A 17569-nucleotide genomic window follows, 5' to 3' on the forward strand; every position below is an offset into this window, starting at 1 on the left:
TCTGTTCGGTCGAGCCGCGCCCTGGCACTTGTGCTGGGGCGTTTCGTCTTTCCCGGCCCCTTCTGAGCGGTCCTCATCACCCGGAAGGAGGCCGACGCTCATGGCAAGGCCCGACAAGGCTGCCGCGGTAGCCGAGCTGACGGACCAGTTCCGCAGCTCGAACGCCGCCGTGCTGACCGAGTACCGGGGTCTCACCGTGGCACAGCTCAAGGAGCTGCGCCGTTCGCTCGGTGAGAACGCCCAGTACGCCGTGGTGAAGAACACGCTGACCAAGATTGCGGCCAACGAGGCCGGGATCGACGCGCTCGACGACCTGTTCACGGGTCCGACGGCGGTTGCCTTCGTCACCGGTGACCCGGTGGAGTCGGCGAAGGGTCTTCGTGACTTCGCCAAGGACAACCCCAACCTCATCATCAAGGGCGGTGTCCTCGATGGCAGGGCGCTGTCCGCCGATGAGATCAAGAAGCTCGCGGACCTCGAGTCCCGCGAGGTTCTGCTCTCCAAGCTGGCCGGTGCTTTCAAGGGCAAGCAGACGCAGGCGGCGCAGGTCTTCCAGGCCCTGCCGTCGAAGTTCGTCCGCACCGCGGAAGCCCTTCGCGCCAAGAAGGAAGAGCAGGGCGGTGCCGGTACTCCGGCTCCCGCCGAGGCCGCCGAGTAATCACGCTCAGCGGTCCAGCGGGCTCCACGTACGCCCGCCGACATATACATCCGGCACCTGCCGAATAGTGGAAGGACGCCTGTCATGGCGAAGCTGTCCCAGGACGACCTGCTCGCGCAGTTCGAAGAGATGACCCTCATCGAGCTCTCCGAGTTCGTGAAGGCCTTCGAGGAGAAGTTCGACGTCACCGCCGCCGCGGCCGTCGCCGTCGCCGGCCCCGCCGCGGGCGGCGCCCCGGCCGAGGCCGAGGCCGAGCAGGACGAGTTCGACGTCATCCTCACCGGCGCCGGCGAGAAGAAGATCCAGGTCATCAAGGTCGTGCGTGAGCTGACCTCGCTGGGTCTGAAGGAGGCCAAGGACCTCGTCGACGGCACCCCGAAGCCGGTCCTCGAGAAGGTCGCCAAGGAGGCCGCCGAGAAGGCTGCCGAGTCCCTCAAGGCCGCCGGCGCTTCCGTCGAGGTCAAGTAACACCTCGGGAGCCCTCCGGGCTCCCAGGGCACCCCAGGTGTCCACTCCGGGCGCCTGAGGCGCCCGCGCCGAGGGCGATCACCCATCCGGGTGGTCGCCCTTCGGCGTGCCCGGAGCGGTCGCCTTGCTCTTCCGCCGACGACGAGTAGGGTGATCTTCGCCGTGCGCCTCTCGCGAGCGCCTGGCGGGGGTCTCACGGGCCTCCTGGGGGTGGCTGGTGAAGACTCCCGGCGGACCCGATCGGACCGGTGGCCTTGACGAACCGGACGTGGCGCGCAATTCTCAGGACGCGTCCTCACTTCGATCCGCATCCGAGGCATGGATCGGGAGTGAAGAGGGAAGTAAAGAAGCGCGCACCCCGCGCGTGGGTCAGGGCTAGACATAGGTGTTGAGAACAGCTGTTGAGAGCAACGTGGGTCTCTGAGAACCCCGACTGGACATCAGTGTGCCGCTTGGCTACACTGACCCTTTGCGCTGCCTGTTAGCTGCCTCCTGCCCGTCACCAGGGGCATGCCCACGCTGAAGCACCGATGACCGACCCCCTCCGACCTGGTCGTTTGCGACCGATTCGGAATCGTCTGTCTATGTGTCCAGGGTGGGACCGGTACGCGCGTAGTGAGTCCGAGCCCTCGGAAGGACCCCCTCTTGGCCGCCTCGCGCAACGCCTCGACCGCGAATACGAACAACGGTGCCAGCACCGCCCCGCTGCGCATCTCTTTTGCAAAGATCAAGGAGCCCCTCGAGGTTCCGAACCTCCTCGCGCTGCAGACCGAGAGCTTTGACTGGCTCCTCGGCAACGCCGCCTGGAAGGCTCGCGTCGAGGCTGCTCTGGACAGTGGACAAGACGTCCCCACCAAGTCCGGCCTGGAGGAGATCTTCGAGGAGATCTCTCCGATCGAGGACTTCTCCGGGTCGATGTCGCTTACGTTCCGCGACCACCGCTTCGAGCCCCCGAAGAACTCGATCGACGAGTGCAAGGAGCGCGACTTCACGTACGCGGCCCCGCTCTTCGTCACGGCCGAGTTCACCAACAACGAGACCGGCGAGATCAAGTCCCAGACGGTCTTCATGGGCGACTTCCCGCTCATGACCAACAAGGGCACCTTCGTCATCAACGGCACCGAGCGTGTCGTCGTGTCGCAGCTGGTCCGCTCGCCGGGTGTCTACTTCGACTCCTCCATCGACAAGACGTCCGACAAGGACATCTTCTCCGCCAAGATCATCCCCTCCCGGGGCGCCTGGCTGGAGATGGAGATCGACAAGCGCGACATGGTCGGTGTCCGCATCGACCGCAAGCGCAAGCAGTCCGTCACCGTCCTCCTGAAGGCTCTCGGCTGGACCACCGAGCAGATCCTGGAGGAGTTCGGCGAGTACGAGTCCATGCGCGCCACCCTGGAGAAGGACCACACCCAGGGCCAGGACGACGCGCTGCTCGACATCTACCGCAAGCTGCGTCCGGGCGAGCCGCCGACGCGCGAGGCCGCTCAGACGCTGCTCGAGAACCTCTACTTCAACCCGAAGCGCTACGACCTCGCCAAGGTCGGCCGCTACAAGGTGAACAAGAAGCTCGGCGCCGACGAGCCGCTGGACGCCGGGGTGCTCACCACCGACGACGTCATCGCGACCATCAAGTACCTGGTCAAGCTGCACGCCGGCGAGACCGAGACGATCGGCGAGTCCGGCCGGGAGATCGTCGTCGAGACCGACGACATCGACCACTTCGGCAACCGTCGTCTGCGCAACGTCGGCGAGCTCATCCAGAACCAGGTCCGTACGGGCCTGGCGCGGATGGAGCGCGTGGTGCGCGAGCGCATGACCACCCAGGACGTCGAGGCGATCACGCCGCAGACCCTGATCAACATCCGGCCGGTCGTCGCCTCCATCAAGGAGTTCTTCGGCACCAGCCAGCTGTCGCAGTTCATGGACCAGAACAACCCGCTCTCGGGTCTCACCCACAAGCGCCGCCTGTCGGCGCTCGGCCCGGGTGGTCTCTCCCGTGAGCGGGCGGGCTTCGAGGTCCGAGACGTGCACCCGTCCCACTACGGACGCATGTGCCCGATCGAGACCCCCGAAGGCCCGAACATCGGTCTGATCGGTTCGCTCGCCTCGTACGGCCGCGTCAACGCGTTCGGCTTCATCGAGACGCCGTACCGCAAGGTCGTCGACGGCCAGGTCACCGACGACGTCGACTACATCACCGCCGACGAGGAGGACCGCTTCGTCATCGCCCAGGCGAACGCGACCCTCAACGACGAGCTGCGCTTCACCGAGCCGCGCGTCCTGGTCCGCCGCCGTGGCGGAGAGGTCGACTACGTGCCCGGCACGGACGTCGACTACATGGACGTCTCGCCGCGCCAGATGGTGTCCGTCGCCACCGCGATGATCCCCTTCCTGGAGCACGACGACGCCAACCGTGCCCTCATGGGCGCGAACATGATGCGTCAGGCGGTGCCGCTGATTAAGTCCGAGGCCCCGCTCGTCGGCACCGGCATGGAGTACCGCTGCGCCACCGACGCCGGCGACGTGCTCAAGGCGGAGAAGGACGGTGTGGTCCAGGAGGTCTCCGCGGACTACATCACCGTCACCAACGACGACGGCACGTACACCACGTACCGCATCGCCAAGTTCATGCGCTCCAACCAGGGCACCTCGGTCAACCAGAAGGTCGTCGTCTCCGAGGGCGACCGGATCGTGGCCGACCAGGTGCTCGCCGACGGACCGGCCACCGAGAACGGTGAGATGGCCCTCGGCAAGAACCTGCTCGTGGCGTTCATGCCGTGGGAGGGTCACAACTACGAGGACGCGATCATCCTGTCGCAGCGCCTCGTGCAGGACGACGTCCTCTCCTCGATCCACATCGAGGAGCACGAGGTCGACGCCCGTGACACCAAGCTCGGCCCCGAGGAGATCACCCGGGACATCCCGAACGTCTCCGAGGAGGTCCTCGCCGACCTCGACGAGCGCGGCATCATCCGCATCGGCGCCGAGGTCGTCGCCGGCGACATCCTCGTCGGCAAGGTCACGCCCAAGGGCGAGACCGAGCTGACCCCCGAGGAGCGCCTGCTCCGCGCGATCTTCGGTGAGAAGGCGCGCGAGGTGCGCGACACCTCGCTGAAGGTGCCGCACGGTGAGATCGGCAAGGTCATCGGCGTCCGCGTCTTCGACCGCGAAGAGGGCGACGAGCTGCCGCCGGGCGTGAACCAGCTGGTCCGCGTCTACGTCGCGCAGAAGCGCAAGATCACCGACGGTGACAAGCTCGCCGGCCGCCACGGCAACAAGGGCGTCATCTCCAAGATCCTGCCGATCGAGGACATGCCGTTCCTGGAGGACGGCACCCCGGTCGACATCATCCTCAACCCGCTGGGCGTCCCGTCCCGAATGAACCCGGGACAGGTCCTGGAGATCCACCTCGGCTGGCTCGCCAGCCGCGGCTGGGACGTCTCCGGCCTCGGTGACGAGTGGGCCCAGCGCCTGCAGGCCATCGGCGCCGACCAGGTCGCCCCCGGCACCAACGTCGCCACGCCCGTCTTCGACGGTGCGCGCGAGGACGAGATCACCGGCCTCTTCCAGGCCACGATCCCCAACCGCGACGGCGACCGCCTGGTCCAGCCCTCCGGCAAGGCCCAGCTCTACGACGGCCGCTCCGGTGAGCCGTTCCCGGACCCGGTCTCGGTCGGGTACATGTACATCCTCAAGCTGCACCACCTGGTCGACGACAAGCTCCACGCGCGTTCGACCGGCCCGTACTCGATGATCACCCAGCAGCCGCTGGGTGGTAAGGCGCAGTTCGGTGGTCAGCGCTTCGGTGAGATGGAGGTGTGGGCCCTTGAGGCTTACGGCGCCGCATACGCCCTCCAGGAGCTCCTGACGATCAAGTCCGACGACGTGACCGGCCGCGTGAAGGTCTACGAGGCCATCGTCAAGGGCGAAAACATCCCCGAGCCCGGCATTCCCGAGTCCTTCAAGGTGCTCATCAAGGAAATGCAGTCGCTCTGCCTCAACGTGGAGGTGCTGTCCTCGGACGGCATGTCCATCGAGATGCGCGACACGGACGAGGACGTCTTCCGTGCGGCGGAGGAGCTCGGTATCGACCTGTCCCGGCGCGAGCCGAGCAGCGTCGAAGAGGTCTGACGGGCCGGTCGGCCGCCTCGCTCCGAGGCGACCGGCCCTCCCCGGACCCGTTCAGACCATTGATTGAGACGAGACCCCGAAAGAGGGATTGACGACAAGTGCTCGACGTCAACTTCTTCGACGAGCTGCGGATCGGCCTTGCCACCGCGGACGACATCCGGACCTGGTCGCACGGCGAAGTCAAGAAGCCGGAGACCATCAACTACCGCACGCTCAAGCCCGAGAAGGACGGACTCTTCTGCGAGAAGATCTTCGGTCCGACCCGGGACTGGGAGTGCTACTGCGGCAAGTACAAGCGTGTTCGCTTCAAGGGCATCATCTGCGAGCGCTGCGGCGTCGAGGTCACTCGCGCCAAGGTGCGTCGTGAGCGGATGGGCCACATCGAGCTTGCCGCTCCCGTCACCCACATCTGGTACTTCAAGGGCGTTCCCTCGCGCCTCGGCTACCTGCTGGACCTCGCGCCGAAGGACCTCGAGAAGGTCATCTACTTCGCCGCGTACATGATCACGTACGTGGACGAGGAGCGTCGTACCCGCGACCTGCCCTCGCTGGAGGCCCACGTCTCCGTCGAGCGTCAGCAGACGGAGAACCGCCGCGACGCCGACCTGGAAGCCCGCGCCAAGAAGCTCGAGACCGACCTGGCCGAGCTGGAGGCCGAGGGCGCCAAGGCCGACGTGCGCCGCAAGGTGCGCGAGGGCGCCGAGCGTGAGATGAAGCAGCTGCGCGACCGTGCGCAGCGCGAGATCGACCGCCTCGACGAGGTGTGGAGCCGCTTCAAGAACCTCAAGGTCCAGGACCTGGAGGGCGACGAGCTGCTCTACCGCGAGCTGCGTGACCGCTTCGGCACGTACTTCGACGGCTGCATGGGCGCCGCGGCGCTGCAGAAGCGCCTGGAGTCCTTCGACCTCGACGAGGAGGCCGAGCGCCTCCGCGAGATCATCCGCACCGGCAAGGGCCAGAAGAAGACCCGTGCGCTCAAGCGCCTCAAGGTCGTCTCCGCCTTCCTGCAGACCAGCAACAAGCCCAAGGGCATGGTGCTCGACTGCGTGCCGGTCATCCCGCCGGACCTGCGTCCGATGGTGCAGCTGGACGGTGGCCGCTTCGCGACCTCCGACCTGAACGACCTGTACCGCCGTGTGATCAACCGCAACAACCGCCTGAAGCGCCTTCTCGACCTCGGTGCGCCCGAGATCATCGTGAACAACGAGAAGCGCATGCTCCAGGAGGCCGTCGACGCGCTGTTCGACAACGGCCGCCGCGGTCGCCCGGTCACCGGTCCCGGCAACCGTCCCCTGAAGTCCCTCAGCGACATGCTGAAGGGCAAGCAGGGCCGCTTCCGCCAGAACCTCCTCGGCAAGCGTGTGGACTACTCCGCGCGTTCCGTGATCGTCGTCGGTCCGCAGCTCAAGCTGCACCAGTGCGGTCTGCCGAAGGCGATGGCGCTGGAGCTGTTCAAGCCGTTCGTGATGAAGCGCCTGGTGGACCTGAACCACGCGCAGAACATCAAGTCGGCCAAGCGCATGGTCGAGCGTGGCCGCACCGTCGTGTACGACGTCCTCGAAGAGGTCATCGCCGAGCACCCGGTGCTGCTGAACCGTGCGCCCACCCTGCACCGCCTCGGCATCCAGGCCTTCGAGCCGCAGCTGGTCGAGGGCAAGGCCATCCAGATCCACCCGCTCGTCTGCACCGCGTTCAACGCGGACTTCGACGGTGACCAGATGGCCGTGCACCTGCCGCTCTCCGCGGAGGCGCAGGCCGAGGCCCGCATCCTGATGCTGTCCTCGAACAACATCCTGAAGCCGGCCGACGGCCGTCCCGTCACCATGCCGACCCAGGACATGGTGCTGGGCCTCTTCTTCCTCACCACGGACGACGAGGGCCGCAACGTCAAGGGCACGGACCGCGCCTTCGGCTCCACGGCCGAGGCCACCATGGCCTTCGACGCCCGCGAGCTGTCGCTCCAGGCGAAGGTCGACATCCGCTTCCCGGTCGGCACCATGCCGCCGCGGGGCTGGGTGCCGCCGGTCGCCGAGGAGGGTGAGCCGGAGTACCAGCCCGGCGACTCCTTCCGGCTGCGGACCACCCTGGGCCGCGCGCTCTTCAACGAGCTGCTGCCCGAGGACTACCCGTTCGTCGACTACTCGGTGGGCAAGAAGCAGCTCTCCGAGATCGTCAACGACCTGGCCGAGCGCTACCCCAAGGTCATCGTGGCGGCGACGCTCGACAACCTGAAGGCGGCGGGCTTCCACTGGGCGACCCGTTCGGGCGTCACCGTGGCCATCTCCGACGTCGTCGTGCCCGAGGCCAAGAAGGCCATCGTCAAGGGCTACGAGGAGCAGGACGAGAAGGTCCAGAAGCAGTACGAGCGCGGTCTGATCACCAAGGACGAGCGCACGCAGGAGCTCATCGCGATCTGGACCAAGGCGACCAACGAGGTCGCCGAGGCGATGAACGCGAACTTCCCCAAGACCAACCCCATCTTCATGATGGTTGACTCGGGCGCCCGAGGAAACATGATGCAGATGCGGCAGATCGCCGGTATGCGTGGTCTGGTGTCGAACGCGAAGAACGAGACGATCCCGCGTCCGATCAAGGCGTCCTTCCGTGAGGGCCTCACCGTTCTGGAGTACTTCATCTCCACGCACGGTGCCCGTAAGGGTCTGGCGGACACCGCCCTGCGTACCGCCGACTCGGGTTACCTGACCCGTCGTCTGGTGGACGTCTCGCAGGACGTGATCATCCGCGAGGAGGACTGCGGCACCGACCGCGGCCTCAAGCTGAAGATCGCGGTCAAGGGCGCCGACGGCGTGCTCCGCAAGACGGAGGACGTCGAGACCTCGGTCTACGCCCGCATGCTCGCCGAGGACGTCGTGGTGGACGGCAAGGTCATCGCGCCCGCCAACGTCGACCTCGGTGACGTCCTGATCGACGCCCTGGTGGGCGCCGGCGTCGAGGAGGTCAAGACCCGCTCGGTCCTGACCTGTGAGTCCGCGGTCGGCACCTGTGCCTTCTGCTACGGACGCTCGCTCGCCACCGGCAAGCTGGTCGACATCGGTGAGGCGGTCGGCATCATCGCCGCCCAGTCCATCGGTGAGCCCGGTACCCAGCTGACGATGCGTACCTTCCACACCGGTGGTGTGGCCGGTGACGACATCACCCAGGGTCTGCCCCGTGTCGTCGAGCTCTTCGAGGCCCGTACGCCGAAGGGTGTCGCCCCGATCTCCGAGGCCAAGGGCCGCGTGCGGATCGAGGAGACCGAGAAGACCAAGAAGATCGTCGTCACCCCGGACGACGGCAGCGACGAGACGGCGTTCCCGATCTCGAAGCGCGCCCGTCTGCTCGTGGGCGAGGGCGACCCGGTCGAGGTGGGCCAGAAGCTCACCGTGGGCGCCACCAACCCGCACGACGTGCTGCGCATCCTCGGCCAGCGTGCGGTCCAGGTCCACCTGGTCGGCGAAGTCCAGAAGGTCTACAACTCGCAGGGCGTGTCGATCCACGACAAGCACATCGAGATCATCATCCGGCAGATGCTGCGCCGCGTGACGATCATCGAGTCCGGCGACGCGGAGCTGCTTCCGGGCGAGCTGGTCGAGCGGTCGAAGTTCGAGACCGAGAACCGTCGTGTGGTCACCGAGGGCGGACACCCCGCCTCCGGCCGTCCGCAGCTGATGGGTATCACCAAGGCCTCGCTCGCCACCGAGTCGTGGCTGTCGGCGGCGTCCTTCCAGGAGACGACCAGGGTCCTCACCGACGCGGCGATCAACGCCAAGTCGGACTCCCTGATCGGCCTCAAGGAGAACGTCATCATCGGTAAGCTCATCCCGGCCGGTACGGGCCTCTCCCGCTACCGCAACATCCGGGTCGAGCCGACCGAGGAGGCCAAGGCCGCGATGTACTCGGCCGTCGGCTACGACGACATCGACTACTCGCCGTTCGGCACCGGCTCCGGCCAGGCCGTTCCGCTGGAGGACTACGACTACGGTCCGTACAACCAGTAAGCGAGTCGCTTGAACGCCTGAGGGCGGCCACCCCGGTACGTGACGGGGTGGCCGCCCTCAGCCGTGTGCGGCCCGGGAACCGACCGGTCGCCTTAGCCCTTCCACGGCGCCGGGCCGGTCACCGGGACGGGCCGCCGCCCCCCTGGGGCGGGAGCCGGGGGGACGCCTGCCGGCCCGGGAGCCGGGGAGCCGCGGCCGGCTGGGCGGAGGCCGGGGGAGCGCCGGCCGCGGGTCTGGCGGTACCGCGCAGGCGGGCCGCGGCGGCGACCGAGGGAGCGGTGGCCGTCGCCGTGGGGGCGGCCGTGGTCCGGTCCGCCGTGAACCGTGCCCGTTCGAGGTAGGGGCCGGGGGCGGCCTTCCAGGAGACGACGTTCGGGTCCACCTCCTGGCGGACCACCCGTTCCATGAGGGTGGCCATCTCGACCGGGCCGATGCCGCCGGGGACGGGGGTGATGTTCTGCGGGACGGTGTACGCCTCGGCCCGTACGTCGCCGCGCACGCTGCCGTCCGCCTGCGGTACGAAACCGGAGTCGATCACGACGCGGTGGTGCGGCCGGATGTGGTCGGGGGTGAGGATGCCGGGGCTGCCGGTGACGGAGATGACGATGTCGGCGTCGCGGACCCGCTCCAGCCTGTCGCCGTGGTCGAGGGTCATGGGGTCGTGCCCGTTGGCCCGGAGCATGTTCACCACCCCCTGCCCGACGAACCCCTTGCCGCCGACCACGGCGATGGCGGGCCGGTCGGTCGCGTAGGGCTCCGCGACCCGGTAGATGCCTTCGGCGGTCGCGCAGGCGGGGTAGGGGGAGCGGCCCTTGAGCAGGGCGTCGATGTCCTTGGCCGGGTCCATGCCGTCCACGACGGGGGCCAGGTCGCGCGGCGGGGGGAACTGCACGATGATCGCGCGGGTGGCGGGATCCGCGTTGTAACCCTCCAGGACCTCGCGGAACGCGCGGCGGTCGACGCCGGGCGGCAGGACGACGTGGTCCGCTTGGAAGCCCAGGTGCTCGAAGCTCTTGATCTTCTGTTCGGCGGAGATCCGGGAGGCTTCCAGGCGGACGCGCCAGTCGGGCGGGTCGGTGGAGGCGGGGGTGAAGCGGATGACCGCCACCTTCATGCCGGTCGGTTCCACGGCGGGCCGGTAGTGCGCGTACAACGCGCGTGCCTGGCGCAGTACGTCCCGGCCCGAGACCAGCTCCGTCACGTCAAGGGCCCCAGGCCGGCCAGCACCTCGGGCACCGGAGCCAGGGGGTGGCCGTGGAAGAGGCGGGTGACCTCGTCGGCCGTCAGCCTCCGGTCGCCCCGGTCGTCGTCCCGGTACCCGTTCTCCGCGACCTTCAGGTTGATCGCGGTGAAGGTCTCCGGGCCGCCGGGGTCGAAGGAGGAGAAGTCCCCGAAGTGCGCGATCCACAGCAGGGAGGCGAGGCGGGGGCTCAGGTGGGCGCGGAGCAGGGGGAGCGCGGCGTCGGCGACATCGGCGAAGTCGTAGGTGATGCCGTGGACCGGGCTGTCGGCCAGCTCCGAGACGACGGCCACGGCCTGCCCGGTGGCCGGGTCGTACACGGCGCGCAGCAGGGAGAAGGCCTCGCCGTTGAGCCGGTGCCGCCAGCGGAACAGCTGGGTGGTCTGAGGAAGGGACACGTACCTCTCCAGGGTCAGGTCGTCACGTGTGCTTGAGGACGGAGATGAGCAGGCCGTTCACCGGGTGGGGCGTCAGGAAGACCCCGGCGTCCCCCAGGGCCCACTCGGGGACGCGCGTGCCGTCGGGGAGGGCGCGAGGGGTGCCGTCACCGGCGGACAGATCGACCTCGGCCGCACCGGGTTCCCCTCCGGGGCCCGCGGCGAGCTCTCCGTACGCGATCCCGTCGTCGGTGATCGACCGGACCACCACGTCGGCCTTGCGGCTCTCGCCCGCCTCCAGGCAGGCGCCGTGGCGGCGCTGGAGGTCGAAGGCGACGGTTCCGGCGGCGACGAAACGGCCGTTGGGGGAGGAGACGGCGGAGCCTCCCCTCGGCTGCTCGCAGACGATGCTCGTTTCCAGCCTGCCCGTGGCGGCGTTGTGGACGGCGACGAGCGGGGTGGAGAAGTTCCCCCCGGTCTCGGTGTGCCAACGGGTGAGGAGGTGCCCGCCGACGGCCGAGACGTACTGGCCGTCCCGGGAGAACTCGTCCGTCGTCGGCCTGCCGCCGGGCGGGGCGTCGTCCTGGATGTGCCAGGAGCCGGGCATCTCCACCAGGTCGAGGCCGTGGCTGGTCACGACCCAGCCTTCGGCGGTCCTGACCTGCCCCCGGCCCTCGGCGCACGCATCCGCGCACGCGTCGATCGTGCCGCTCTCCACGTCCACGGCGACGGCGCCGTCCTTCGTTCCGTTCCAGTGGACCTGGAGCCCGCCGCCGTAGTCCTCGACGCGCAGGTCGTTGCGGCCCTTCCCCTTCTCGGAGTTCGGCTCGTACACCTCCACGGGGACGTCCACCCGGCGCTTCGGCGCCACGGCGGAGCCGGAGGCGTCCATCGGGTAGACCAGGAGGCGGACGACCTCCTTGCCCTTGGCGAGGGCGTCCCCGCCCAGGACGCCGTGGGCCCACAGCACGACGTACTCGCGGCCGTCCTGGAAGGCGGTCGACACGGAGGGCAGCTCCACCTCGTCGCCCTCGTAGGAGCCCTTCCCGGCCTCCGCCATGGAGGTGGGCGGCTCCCACGGCGCGCCGGTGAAGCGGATCCGGCCGGACGACGCGTCGCGGACCTGGACGACGTAGCCGTCCTCCGTGGTGTTCACGTAGGCGACGGTGCCGCTGCGGGGGCCCACGGCCACCGGCGGCTTCGAGGAGTACTTCGCCGGCATCCAGGAGAGCGACTGCTCCCAGCCCTGGTCGGCGGCGTAGGCGGGCGGGACGGTGAGGAGGACCGACGGGCCGGAGGGGGCGGAGGGCGCCGCGGACGTCTTCTTCCCGCCCGTCCCGTCCTCGCCGCCCTTCCCGGCCGGAGCCGGGCCGTCGCTCCCGCCGCATCCGGTCAGGAGCGCTCCGGCCAGGGCGGCTCCCGCCACGGCTTTTCGCATACGCATCGTTGTCACGGCCCTTCTCGGTTCTCGTACCAGAACGGTTCGACCACCGGCGCCGCCTTGGGCCGGTGGGAGCCCTCCTTGCATCCGGCGAACGGGCCCGAGGGGCCGCGGAGTTCGTGCATGACCGCCCCCAGGTGGTCGCGATGCCACAGGGCGGGGCCGCTCGGACCGGCCGCCGGGTCGGTGAGTTCCTGCCAGGCGAGCCACAGGCCGTGCAGCCGTGCGACCGCCTCCTGGTGCTCCCACCAGCGGGGGCACCAGGGTTGGGCGGAGGTGGTCTCCCGGCCGTACACGGGCAGCAGGAGGGCGTGCACCCAGGTCACCAGGAGCCGCAGCTCCTCCTCGTACGCCTCTCCGTCGAGGTAGAGGATGAACTGCGGCTCGGCCTGGCCGGGGTCGGCGGGGGTGCTCATCGGGACAGCTCCTTCGCGGCGCGGACGGTGATGGCCCGCTGCTCCGCCGCCGCGGCCGCCTGGATGCGCTCGGCGCCCGGCTCCGCGTACCAGGGGCGCAGCCGGATCAGGGCGGGGCGCACCCCGGTGGCGAGGAGGAGCGCCGTGCCCTTGGGCAGGGCACGGATCCGGTCGGCGGGGAGGATGCGTTCCAGCCGGTACGAGGTGGAGCGGGTCCGGCCGTCCCTGCCCCGGGAGTGGCTGACGGTGCGCACGTCGTGCTCGCCGACCAGCCGGGAGACCTTCTCCACGAAGTCGGCGTCGTCGAGGCCCGCGCCGAGGAGCTTGACGGTCGCCGCGCCCCACAGGGCGTCCATGCCGGCTTCGCCCCACACGCGGGCGCCCTGCCGGTAACTCTGGAGCAGGGTGACGATGTTGATGCCGCGCGAGCCGAGGTGCGAGTACAGGTCGGGCAGGTCGGAGATGCGGCAGACGTTGGCGGCCTCGTCGAGGATCGCGGTCATCGGGGGTTCGAGCCGGCCGCCCATCCGCTCGGCGGCGCGGACCCCCGCGCGCAGGACGGAGTCGGCGACGGCGGCGATGACGCCCGCGGCCGAGCCGCCGCCGTCCTTGGACAGCAGGTACAGGGTTCCGGAGCCGAGGACGTGGTGGTCCGGCCGGAACTCCGGCATCACCGGGTCGGGGGTCACCCACGCGGCGATCCGCGGGTCGAGCAGGCAGCTCACGCACTGGCGGGCCGTCTCGTAGATGCCGTCCCGCGTCTCGACCGCCCCCTGGACCGTCCCGCGGAGCTGCTCGGCGAGGGCGTGCATGCCGGCGTCGCGCAGCAGATCGACCGGGGTGCGGTCGGCCGGGTCGGCGAGCCAGCCGAGGACCTCGTCCACCCGTCGGCCGCCCGTGGCGGCGGCGTGGAAGAGGGCCGTCAGGGTGTTCTGGGCGGCGGAGATCCAGAAGTCCCGCTTGGAGGCGTCGTCGTTGACCGCGCCGACGAAGTGGCCGGCCAGCCGCCGGGCGCCCTCGATGTCGCGGGCGTCGGCGAGCATGTCCCACCACAGGGCCCGGGGGGTGTGCGCGATGCCCTGGGGGTCGAACGTCCAGACCTGGCCGACCCGTTCGCGTTCGGCCCGGGTCACGGCGAAGACGTCGGACTTGTTGGAGGTCAGCAGGACGCTGCCGCGGGCGCGCAGGACGCGGGGGACGGCGATGCCGGTGGACTTGCCGGCGCGCGGGGCCATCAGGTCCAGCTCCACGTCCTCGTAACTGGAGCGCAGTTCGGGTCCGTTGGGCTCCAGGTTGCCGAGGAGGTTGCCGGTGTCGTCGGGGGCGGGCCTGCCGCCGGTCGCCTTCCTCAGGCCGGGGCGGAGCTGGAGGGCGCGGGCCGCGGCGCCCTTGGGGAGCATCGCGGCGAGCTCCTTGCGGCCGGCGAGGCCGGGGGTGCGGCGGCCCCGCCCGCGGACCAGCAGGACGACGACCGTGATCAGGCCGATCAGCAGCCCCGCGGTCACGGCGATGCCGACGAGCACGGCGGTCGGCGAGGCCTCCGGCCAGAGGGCGGCCGGGCCGTCCTCGACCAGGGAGGAGAGGGTCGTGAGGCCGAACGGGGGCGGGTTCCAGCCCGCCCCGGAGACGGCGGCGCCGAGCGTCCCGCCCAGCCACACGCCGAGGAAGCCGAGGAAGACCACGGCGGCGGCGCCCACGATCAGCCAGGGCAGGTAGTCCTCGGCGGAGTCGGAGCCGCCCCGGGGCGGACGGGTGGTCATGGGCGTCCTCCGGAGCGCGGCTGGGACGGGCGGTCGGTCATCGGTGCTCCCCGGAGCGCGGCTGGGGCAGGTCCTTGCCGGCCCAGCGGGTGTTGGTGTTGTGCAGGTTGCGCTCGGTCTCGGTGATGGCGACCTTGATGGGGATGCCGGGCCGGCCGCCCACCTTGATCAGGAAGCGGCCCCGGCCGGGCGGCTCGGAGCTCGCCTCCGGGTTGGCCCAGCCGGGCGGCGACGACCAGGACGAGACCAGCTCGATCTCCCGCTGGGACATGCCGATGACCCGGCCGAGATCCTCCATCTCGGTACGGGGCAGACCGGCGCACACCACCATGCCGGCCCGCTCGACGAAGCCGCGGGCCTTGGCCCGGTCGGCCTCGTTGCCCAGCGCCTCGGCGTCCTTCAGGGTGTGGGTGATCTTGGCGTCGCCGAGGCCGAGGGAGCGGTTGAGGCGGGTGAGCGCGTCGATGCGTTCCACGATGCCGGAGGCGGCGCGCAGCGGTCGCCACAGCTCGTCGAGGACGGTGAAGAACCAGCGCTGGGGGGCGAGCCCGGCGTCCGCCAGGGCGTGCGCGGCGGCGACCGTGCCGAGCCCGTCGGACCAGGCGGCGAGCATGGCCGCCGCCGTCAGCTGGGTGTCCGCCTCGCCGATGCGGGAGATGTCCACGCAGACGGCGGGGGCGTTGGGGTTGATGCGGGTCGAGGTCTCCGAGGCGAAGGTGTCGCCCAGCGGGCCGTCGAGCACGCCGATCAGCGAGCGGTGCAGGGGGTCGACGGCCTTCCGGTAGCGTTGCTGGTCGCCCCGGTCGAGGGTGACCGCGCGGACCCGGTCGGGGCCCTCGTCCAGCACCCTCAGCAGATCGGGCAGGAGCGGCGGCCGGCCTGGCGTCGACCGCTCCCTGAGGTGGTGCAGGCAGGCCGAGAGGACCGACTGCTCGTGGTCGTCCATGGGACGCCCGCGCATGATGGTGATGAGCGCGGCCACCATGTTCAGGACGCGTCCGTGGGCCTCGGCCAGCAGGACGCGGCCGGCCTCCCCGCCGATCCGCTCCGCCGCCTCGCCCATGGCCCCGGGGTCGAGGACGTTGATGCCGCCGACGCCGCGGCCGATGGAGATCACCTGGCCGCCCAGGGCCCGTACGGTGTCCGCGTAGTCGGGCTTGAGGTCGCCCAGGACCAGGGGGACCACGCCGGTGGCCGTCATGCCGATCAGCATGCGGTTGACCAGCGTCGACTTGCCGAGTCCCGGCATGCCGAGCATGAACAGGGACGGGTTCGAGATGTACCGGGCACGGGTGAACCAGGAGATCGGGTCACCGCAGACCGTCGCACCGGTGTGCAGGTGCTGGCCGAGCGGGACACCGGTCATCGGCGCCCCCGAGCCGGCCGCGAACGGCCACAGACCGCACGCCTGGACCGTGGTGGCGCGCCACATCGAGGGCGGGTCCACATGGGCGACCTGGCCGCCGCCGGGGCCGGGCCAGCCGCGCGGGGGCGCGACGGGGGTCCGGCGGCGGGAGGGCTGCCTGGCGTCCCCGGCCTGCCCGAACTCCTCCGCGCCCCCGGCCCGCTTGTCGTTCTTCCTGCTCACAGCGTCTCCCTGAGCTGGTACGGGATGAGGGTGTACTCCCACGGAAGGAGGCCGACGGGCAGCGTGCAGGTGAAGGCGGACGCCTGCATGCGGTCGGCGGGGCGCATCAGGATGCGGGAGGACGCCTGGAGGTTGCGGATGGTGATCGAGGCGTCCTGGAGCTCCTCCTCGTCGTCCACCGTGACGGTGACCATGAGGGAGAACTCCACCAGGCCGGCGCCGGACGCCTCCTCGGCCGCGGTCTGCTCGGCGGCCTGCATCTCGGAGGCGGCACGGGCCTGCACCAGGCCCCGGCGGGAGCCCGCCATGAAGTGGGCCGCGCGCCGGTCGGCCTCCACGATGCGGGCGGAGGTCGCCGGGTCGATCGGCCGGTAGACGAGGGAGACGCGCTTGCGGCGGGTGCCCTGGGCGGGCTCCAGGAGACCGCGCAGCACGCTGGAGCGGACGGTGCCGCGCGGCGCCAGGGTGAGCATCCAGGTGCGGGAGACGCCGGAGTCGTGCCGGTAGCCGTCCACGGTCTCCACGGCCACGGCCGGGCCGGAGTCCTGCCAGCTCACCCCGGTGGACGCCTGGCCGGCGCGGACGGACAGCACGTCGGGCGCGATGGCCGGGTCGTAGGCGACCCGGACGATCTCCGCGATCCGCTCCTCGGACAGCGGCGAGGCGGAACCGCCGCCGGCCGCGACCAGGCCGGCCAGCAGGCCGGGCAGGCGCATCGCCAGGTCGGTGACCACGTCCTCGGGCTTGCGGCGGGGGCCGGGCAGGGTGCCGTAGGTGAGGGCGACGTACGTGTGCATCTCGGAGGAGGCGGACGGATAGCGCGCCACGACCTCCTCCATCACCGCGCGGGCCGCCTCGGGGGCGTCCGGGGTGATCCGGGGCAGCACCTCGGCGGCCAGGCGGGTGCCGGTGTCGGGGGCCGTTTCCACGACGACCTGGGCGCCGCGCAGTCCGGGCTCGTGCGACAGCCGGGCCAGCCAGTCGCCCCACGAGGCGACCCAGACGTCCACCTGCTCGGGGTCGACCAGGGAGCCGCCGTCGGGCTCGCAGGCGAGCACGACGGTGTAGAGGTTCCGGCCCGGGTGGTGCAGGACGCCGAAGGTGCGGCCGTACGCGTCGGTGCCGTGCAGCATCTTCACGCGGGCGAGCAGCCCGGGCGGGGAGAAGCTGCCGCCGGGACGGCGCGAGAGCGGTCCGGAGACGTAGGTGTGCGAGCCGTTGGCCTTGCGCTTCAGCCAGCCGATCCGGACGGCGACCATCTGGTAGACGTTCCTTCCGTCCGCGGTCCGCAGGGCGAGCGGACCGAGGAAGAGGGCGAGCGGGACGAGGACGGTGAGGGCGACGGAGAGCGAGACGAGCGAGGCGAGCAGGACGACCACGAGACCGCCGAACGCGACGACGGTCCCGAGCAGGCCGAGGGGCCCGAGCCCGGGCCGACGGGGTCGCCGCCAGTTCCCGTAGGTGGGCCGCGCCATGGATTCGGTGGCCACGG

Annotated in this window: 11 protein-coding genes; 4 read left to right on the forward strand and 7 right to left on the reverse strand. The window is 70.3% G+C overall.

Annotated features, from left to right (window positions below):
• Positions 1 to 100 precede the first annotated feature (100 nt).
• The 4 genes from rplJ (at position 101) to ACH4K1_RS01875 (ending at position 9255) form a co-directional block, all read left to right on the forward strand.
• Positions 101 to 658: a 50S ribosomal protein L10 gene (rplJ, locus tag ACH4K1_RS01860; protein WP_073764908.1), complete on the forward strand. Its 558-nt coding sequence runs from the start codon at positions 101 to 103 to the stop codon at positions 656 to 658.
• A gap of 84 nt (positions 659 to 742) precedes the next feature.
• Positions 743 to 1126 carry a 50S ribosomal protein L7/L12 gene (gene rplL, locus ACH4K1_RS01865; protein WP_003966996.1) on the forward strand — a complete coding sequence of 128 codons (384 nt, stop codon included), beginning with the start codon at positions 743 to 745 and terminating at the stop codon, positions 1124 to 1126.
• A gap of 645 nt (positions 1127 to 1771) precedes the next feature.
• Positions 1772 to 5257, forward strand: a complete 3486-nt coding sequence (gene rpoB / locus ACH4K1_RS01870) for a DNA-directed RNA polymerase subunit beta (protein ID WP_073764906.1) — start codon at positions 1772 to 1774, stop codon at positions 5255 to 5257.
• A gap of 98 nt (positions 5258 to 5355) precedes the next feature.
• Positions 5356 to 9255: a DNA-directed RNA polymerase subunit beta' gene (locus ACH4K1_RS01875; protein ID WP_398085478.1), complete on the forward strand. Its 3900-nt coding sequence runs from the start codon at positions 5356 to 5358 to the stop codon at positions 9253 to 9255.
• A 118-nt stretch (positions 9256 to 9373) separates the two neighbouring features.
• On the opposite strand, the gene ACH4K1_RS01880 is transcribed toward ACH4K1_RS01875, so the two are convergent.
• The 7 genes from ACH4K1_RS01880 to ACH4K1_RS01910 all read right to left on the reverse strand — a co-directional run bounded on the left by ACH4K1_RS01880 (position 9374) and on the right by ACH4K1_RS01910 (position 17552).
• Positions 9374 to 10456: a tetrahydrofolate dehydrogenase/cyclohydrolase catalytic domain-containing protein gene (locus ACH4K1_RS01880; protein ID WP_398085479.1), complete on the reverse strand. Its 1083-nt coding sequence runs from the start codon at positions 10454 to 10456 to the stop codon at positions 9374 to 9376.
• Positions 10453 to 10893, reverse strand: a complete 441-nt coding sequence (locus tag ACH4K1_RS01885) for a hypothetical protein (protein WP_398085482.1) — start codon at positions 10891 to 10893, stop codon at positions 10453 to 10455. Before ACH4K1_RS01885 ends, ACH4K1_RS01880 begins: the two co-directional genes overlap by 4 nt.
• A 22-nt stretch (positions 10894 to 10915) precedes the next feature.
• A complete protein-coding gene (locus ACH4K1_RS01890) occupies positions 10916 to 12310 on the reverse strand; it encodes a hypothetical protein (RefSeq protein ID WP_398085484.1) in 1395 nt (464 codons plus the stop codon).
• Between the two features lie 11 nt (positions 12311 to 12321).
• Entirely contained in the window at positions 12322 to 12729 is a 408-nt protein-coding gene (locus tag ACH4K1_RS01895; protein ID WP_398085487.1) for a DUF4913 domain-containing protein, read from the reverse strand.
• The gene (locus tag ACH4K1_RS01900) at positions 12726 to 14489 is read right to left on the reverse strand and encodes a TraM recognition domain-containing protein (RefSeq protein WP_398085490.1); all 1764 of its coding nucleotides are present in this window, start codon (positions 14487 to 14489) and stop codon (positions 12726 to 12728) included. Before ACH4K1_RS01900 ends, ACH4K1_RS01895 begins: the two co-directional genes overlap by 4 nt.
• A 37-nt stretch (positions 14490 to 14526) precedes the next feature.
• On the reverse strand, positions 14527 to 15936 hold the full coding sequence (locus ACH4K1_RS01905; protein WP_398086557.1) for an ATP/GTP-binding protein: 1410 nt from the start codon (positions 15934 to 15936) through the stop codon (positions 14527 to 14529).
• A gap of 137 nt (positions 15937 to 16073) precedes the next feature.
• Positions 16074 to 17552, reverse strand: coding sequence for an SCO6880 family protein (locus tag ACH4K1_RS01910; RefSeq protein WP_398086559.1), 1479 nt, complete (start codon positions 17550 to 17552; stop codon positions 16074 to 16076).
• Positions 17553 to 17569 lie beyond the last annotated feature (17 nt).

Source organism: Streptomyces sp. NPDC017448 (genome assembly GCF_044330565.1).
Lineage (GTDB): Bacteria > Actinomycetota > Actinomycetes > Streptomycetales > Streptomycetaceae > Streptomyces.

Excerpts from the sequence above, each read along its gene's own strand:
- rplJ (WP_073764908.1), top strand. The coding sequence starts at position 101 with ATGGCAAGGCCCGACAAGGCTGCCGCGGTAGCCGAGCTGACGGACCAG.
- rplL (WP_003966996.1), top strand. The coding sequence starts at position 743 with ATGGCGAAGCTGTCCCAGGACGACCTGCTCGCGCAGTTCGAAGAGATG.
- ACH4K1_RS01890 (WP_398085484.1), bottom strand. The coding sequence starts at position 12,310 with ATGCGAAAAGCCGTGGCGGGAGCCGCCCTGGCCGGAGCGCTCCTGACC.
- ACH4K1_RS01895 (WP_398085487.1), bottom strand. The coding sequence starts at position 12,729 with ATGAGCACCCCCGCCGACCCCGGCCAGGCCGAGCCGCAGTTCATCCTC.
- ACH4K1_RS01900 (WP_398085490.1), bottom strand. The coding sequence starts at position 14,489 with ATGACCACCCGTCCGCCCCGGGGCGGCTCCGACTCCGCCGAGGACTAC.
- ACH4K1_RS01910 (WP_398086559.1), bottom strand. The coding sequence starts at position 17,552 with ATGGCGCGGCCCACCTACGGGAACTGGCGGCGACCCCGTCGGCCCGGG.